Below are 4,982 nucleotides of genomic sequence, written 5' to 3' on the forward strand. Positions count from 1 at the left end.
TACGTACGCTCCCAGCACGCCCCGCTTCGTCCGCGCCCGCCTCTTCCGCTACCGCTACACGACCTGGCGCGAGCTGCGGGCGACCGGGGCGTGCTGGGAGCGTACGTACGTACGGGAGTTCCTGCCACCGACGCGGCTGACGACGACGCCCGCCCGGAACCCCTGACCGGGGCCGGGCGCGGACTTCTTCACGGCAGGCTCTCGACGCGGGGCCGCCCCACGGGGCACAGTGCTGCCGTACTCGATCACTACTCACGAGTACGCCCCTCCGTCGCGTGGACACCGACGCGCACGACACCGCCAGGGAGTGCCCGTGACCAGCTGGGTCGGCCGGACCGCCGTCGAGATAGCCGCCGCCGTACGGGAGAAGCGGGCCACCCCGCGTGAGGTGGTGGCGGAGCATCTGGCACGGATCGGGGCCCTGGACGGGCGGGTCGGGGCGTTCCGCACGGTGCGGGCGGAGGCGGCCCTGGCGGAGGCCGACGAGGTGGCAGGCCGGGCCGACCTGGTCGAACTGCCCCTGGCAGGCGTACCGGTGGCGATCAAGGACAACCTCGCCGTGCGGGGCGAGTCCACCCGGAACGGGTCCGCCGCGACCCCTGAGACGCCGGCCGGGGAGGACCATGTGACCGTGGCCCGGCTGCGGGCGGCGGGCGCGGTGGTCGTGGGGCTCACGAACGTGCCCGAGCTGTGTGTCTTCGGCACCACCGACGGCGTGCACGGCACGGCCCGCAACCCCTGGGACACCTCGCGCACCGCTGGTGGCTCCTCGGGCGGCAGCGCGGCCGCCGTCGCCGCCGGGCTGGTGCCGCTGGCCCTGGGCAACGACGGCATGGGTTCGCTGCGGATACCGGCCGCCAACTGCGGTGTGCTCGGCCTCAAGCCGGGCTTCGGTGTCGTCCCGGCGGGCATCGGGCACGGCGACTGGTTCGGCATGTCCGAGAACGGACCGCTCGCGACGACCGTCGAGGACACCCGGCTGATGTTCGGGGTCCTCGCGGGAACGGACACCGGCCGGCCCGCCACCGACGGCGCAGGCTCCCCCGGCGTCGCCCTGTCCGTGCGCAGCCCCTTGGTGGGCGTGAGCGTCACCCGCCCCTACGCCGACGCCGCGCGCCGGGCTGGGGAGTCGCTGGCCGGGGCCGGGCTCCGGGTCCGGCCGGCCGATCCGCCGTATCCCGTCTGGCTGGGCACGACCTCGCTGGCGCACTGGACGGCGGGGACGGCCGTGGACGCGGAGGGCCTCGATCCGAAGCTGCTCGCCCGGCGCACGCGAGTGCACGCGGCCGTGGGGCGGCGCTTCGTGAAGGGCGTGCGCGCCGGTGACCGCCGGGAGCAGCTGCGCCGACGCCTGGAGCCTTTCTTCGCCGAGCACGACGTGCTCCTCACGCCGGCGCTCGCCCGGCGCGGGCCCGCCGCCGCGAACTGGCACGAGCGGGGGTGGCTGCGCAATCTGCTGGTGAACACCACCTACTCGCCGCTGACGCCGCCCTGGAACCTCACGGGCTGGCCGGCGATGTCCGTGCCGTTCGGCAAGCTCCCCTCCGGTGCGCCCTGCGCGGTGCAGTTGGTGGGCCGCCCGGGTTCCGAGCTCGAACTTCTCGCGGTGGCGGGTCGGTTGGAGGAGCTGAACCCCTGGCGGCGGACGGCACCGCTCGGCTAGCCAGGCCCGCACCGGCACCCGGGACCGGGGGCGTCACAGCGCCTTGTGCATGATGTGCAGCCCGACGAGGCCGTCCTTCGGGTGCTCGAAGGCGTCCGGGACGGTCGCGAGGACGGTGAAGCCCAGGGAGGTCCAGAGCCGTACGGCGGGGTTGGTCTCGACGACGGCGTTGAACACCATGCCCCGGAAGCCGTGGGCCGCGGCCTCCGCGAGGACGTGTGTGGCGAGGGCGCGGCCGATGCCACGGCCGCCGTGGTCGGGGTCGACGATGAAGCCGGCGTTGGCGATATGGGCGGCGGGGCCACCGTAGTTGGGGGTGAGGTAGCCGGAGCCGACCACCGTTCCGGTCTCGTCCTCGACGACGTACACGCGCTTGGCGGGGGCCATCCACAGGGCGCGGGCGGCTTCCTCGGTGGTGTCCGGGTCCCAGGTGTAGGTCTCGCCCGCGGCGACGACGCGGTGCCAGAACGGCCAGATGACGGGCCAGTCGTCGGCGGTGGCTTCTCTGATCTGCATGGGCGTGAGTCTGGCACGCCCATGCAGACGCGATCGCGATCCTCCCGCTCAGTCCACGCTGGGCAGGATGTGGGGCTCGGCGAGGTCGTCCTCGTAGCCCGCCAGCCGGATCGGGGCGGACCTGGCCCACACGTCCAGGCTGCCCATTTCCTTCTTCGACCGGCCGCCGCCCTCGGTGTGTTCCTCGGGGCGTGGCTCGCGATTCGTCTTCTCTGGTGTCACCGCGCACTCCTTATGTGTCGGGTCACCCTCGGGACGTCGGGCCCAGCCTGCCGCTGTGCGCCTGACTTCCGCTCGGGTCTGAGTCGATGTCAGTACGGACGCGGTGGCGCCGGATTACCTGGAGGTGAGAGCAGGCCGTGGTGACCGGCTTGTCCCGGGACGGACCGTGGGTGTGGGTGGGACCCATATAAGGCTGTCCGTCCGGTACAGAGTAACCAAATGAGCGGGCGGCCGCTCGATGGGGCTGAAAACGAGAGGTAACTGTCTTGAGTCGTTCGACGCCCAGCAGGCCCCACCCTAGGGCAATTTGACCTATTTGTTCGGTTTCTCTTCACCCGTTCGGCGCAGCAGCCGAACCCCGCACCGACCCGACGCCCCATCGGATCGCCATGCCCGGTACGCAGTTCAGGTCCCGTTGGCCGAATCGCAAGCCGACCATGCTCTGCTCATGTGTCGCAACGGCATTTCTCGCGGGCGGACTCGGGAGGACCGGCGGATGGAACTGCGCAGCGTCGAGGAGCTGATGGATCTGCTGCACGCCTGCCGGGGCGGCGGCACGACGCCCGACCGCCACAGGGGCACCGAGGTCGATCCGTACGAACACGCGCTGCGGACCGCCGCGCTGTTGCGCCGAGGCCGGCCCGCCGACAAGGAGCTGCAGGTGGCGGGCCTGGTGCACGCGATCGGACGGCTGCTCCGTCCGGGTGACGACACCGGCCACGGCGACCTGGCCGCGGACACGGTGCGACCGCTGCTCGGCGAGCGGGTGGCCCGTCTCGTACGCCTGCACGCCCTCGGCGCGGACGATCTCGTACGGCTGCACGCGGGCGGGTGGGCGGACGCCGCGCTCGTCGAGGACGTGCTGGCCCTGCGACACGCGGACGAGGCGGCCTGGACCCCCGGCATGGACGCCGGGGTCCTGGAGGACTGGAGGACGGTACTGGCGTTGGTGTCGGACCGGGCCAGGGCGACTCACCACTTGCCGGGCGCGTAGTCCTTCAGGAAGACGCCGTACAGGTCCTCGCCCTGCTCGCCGCGGACGACGGGGTCGTAGACGCGGGCCGCGCCGTCGACGAGGTCGAGCGGGGCATGGAAGCCCTCGTCTGCGAGGCGCAGCTTGTCGAAGTGGGGGCGCTCGTCGGTGATCCAGCCGGTGTCGACCGAGGTCATGAGGATGCCGTCGGTCTGGAACATCTCCTGTGCGCTGGTCCGCGTGACCATGTTCATCGCGGCCTTGGCGGCGTTGGTGTTCGGGTGCCCCGCGCCCTTGTAGCCACGGCCGAAGACACCCTCCATCGCGGAGACGTTCACGACGTACGCGCGTCCACTGGTCGCCTTACGGGCGGCGTCGGCCATGGCCGGGCGGAGCGCGCTGATCAGGATGAACGGCGCCGTGTAGTTGCACAGCTGGGTCTCCAGCAGTTCCACCGGCGAGATCTGCTCGATGGTCTGCACCCAGGTGTTGGTGTCCACGACGTCCGGGACGAGACCGCCCGCGTCGATGGCGGTGCCGTCGAGGTGCCGGGCGACGCTGGCGTTGCCCGCGACGAGGGCGAGGTCGGCGACCTGCTGCGCGTCGAGGCCGCTGGTGCCGACGGGCAGCGCGGCGAGGCCGTCGACGGCGCCGGAGTTGAAGGCGCCGATGACGTGGTAGGGGGGCAGCTCACCGGCAGGCAGCGGGGCGCTCTCGCCGTCCACCAGGGCGGCGTAGGCGGAGGGCAGGCGCCGTACGGTCTGGGTCGCGTTGTTGATGAGGATGTCGAGGGGACCGGCCTCGGCGATCTGGTCGGCGAGGGCGACGGCCTGCGCCGGGTCGCGCAGGTCGATGCCGACGACCTCGAGCCGGTGCATCCAGTCCGCAGAGTCGTCCATGGCCTTGAAGCGGCGGATGGCGTCCTTGGGGAAGCGCGTCGTGATCGTGGTCTGCGCGCCGTCGCGCAGCAGCCGCAGGGCGATGTACATGCCGATCTTGGCACGACCGCCGGTGAGGAGCGCGCGCTTGCCGGTGAGGTCGGCGCGGGCGTCGCGCTTGGCGCGGTTCAGGGCGGCGCAGTCCTGGCAGAGCTGGTGGTAGAAGTAGTCGACTTCCACGTAGCGGGTCTTGCAGGTGTAGCAGGAGCGCGGACGCTGGAGTATCCCCGCGACCTTCCCCGCCTCCGTGACGGACGACGGCAGGATGCCCTCCGTCTCGTCGTCGATGCGCTGGGCGGAGCCGGTCGCCGTGGCCTCGGTGACCGCCTTGTCGTGGGCGGTCTTGGCGGCGCGGCGTTCCTGGCGGCGGCGCTGCTTGACCGTGCGGTAGACGCCGGCGGTCGCCCGGCGCACCGCGATCGCGTCCGGGTGGTCGACCTCCAGCTTGTCGAGCTCCTCCAGCACACTGAGGCACACGGCGAGCCGGTCCGGGTCGATGCCGGGGCCGTACACGACCTCGTCCGTGGTCGCGGGGCCGTCCTCTGTCACCGTCATCGCGCTGCCGTTTCCCTGATCACCGCGGCCCGCCGTCCGCGTCCGCCATCGAACGGTGGATTCTACGGATCGCCGCCCCCGCTCACCAAAAACCGAGTCCCGCCCCCGCTCAAAG

Annotated in this window: 5 protein-coding genes and 1 pseudogene; 3 read left to right on the forward strand and 3 right to left on the reverse strand. The window is 72.1% G+C overall.

The genetic code is table 11. The annotated features are described in order from the left end of the window. Positions 1–166, forward strand: a pseudogene (locus tag P1P70_RS40530) (lipase maturation factor family protein); the annotation flags it as partial. Positions 167–313: 147 nt separating this feature from the next. Continuing rightward, positions 314–1,663 carry an amidase gene (locus P1P70_RS40535; RefSeq protein WP_319246871.1) on the forward strand — a complete coding sequence of 450 codons (1,350 nt, stop codon included), beginning with the start codon at positions 314–316 and terminating at the stop codon, positions 1,661–1,663. A gap of 33 nt (positions 1,664–1,696) precedes the next feature. On the opposite strand, the gene P1P70_RS40540 is transcribed toward P1P70_RS40535, so the two are convergent. Then, a complete protein-coding gene (locus P1P70_RS40540) occupies positions 1,697–2,179 on the reverse strand; it encodes an N-acetyltransferase (protein WP_319246872.1) in 483 nt (160 codons plus the stop codon). Positions 2,180–2,227: 48 nt separating this feature from the next. After that, positions 2,228–2,401 (reverse strand): hypothetical protein, encoded by a 174-nt coding sequence (locus tag P1P70_RS40545; RefSeq protein ID WP_319246874.1) that lies wholly within the window; start codon positions 2,399–2,401, stop codon positions 2,228–2,230. A gap of 496 nt (positions 2,402–2,897) precedes the next feature. On the opposite strand from P1P70_RS40545, the gene P1P70_RS40550 reads away from it, so the two are divergent. After that, a complete protein-coding gene (locus P1P70_RS40550; RefSeq protein ID WP_319246876.1) occupies positions 2,898–3,395 on the forward strand; it encodes a hypothetical protein in 498 nt (165 codons plus the stop codon). Here P1P70_RS40550 and P1P70_RS40555 read toward each other — a convergent pair. Further along, the gene (locus tag P1P70_RS40555) at positions 3,374–4,867 is read right to left on the reverse strand and encodes an SDR family NAD(P)-dependent oxidoreductase (RefSeq protein ID WP_319246878.1); all 1,494 of its coding nucleotides are present in this window, start codon (positions 4,865–4,867) and stop codon (positions 3,374–3,376) included. The genes P1P70_RS40550 and P1P70_RS40555 overlap by 22 nt on opposite strands. Positions 4,868–4,982 lie beyond the last annotated feature (115 nt).

Source organism: Streptomyces sp. MB09-02B, assembly GCF_033794485.1.
Lineage (GTDB): Bacteria > Actinomycetota > Actinomycetes > Streptomycetales > Streptomycetaceae > Streptomyces.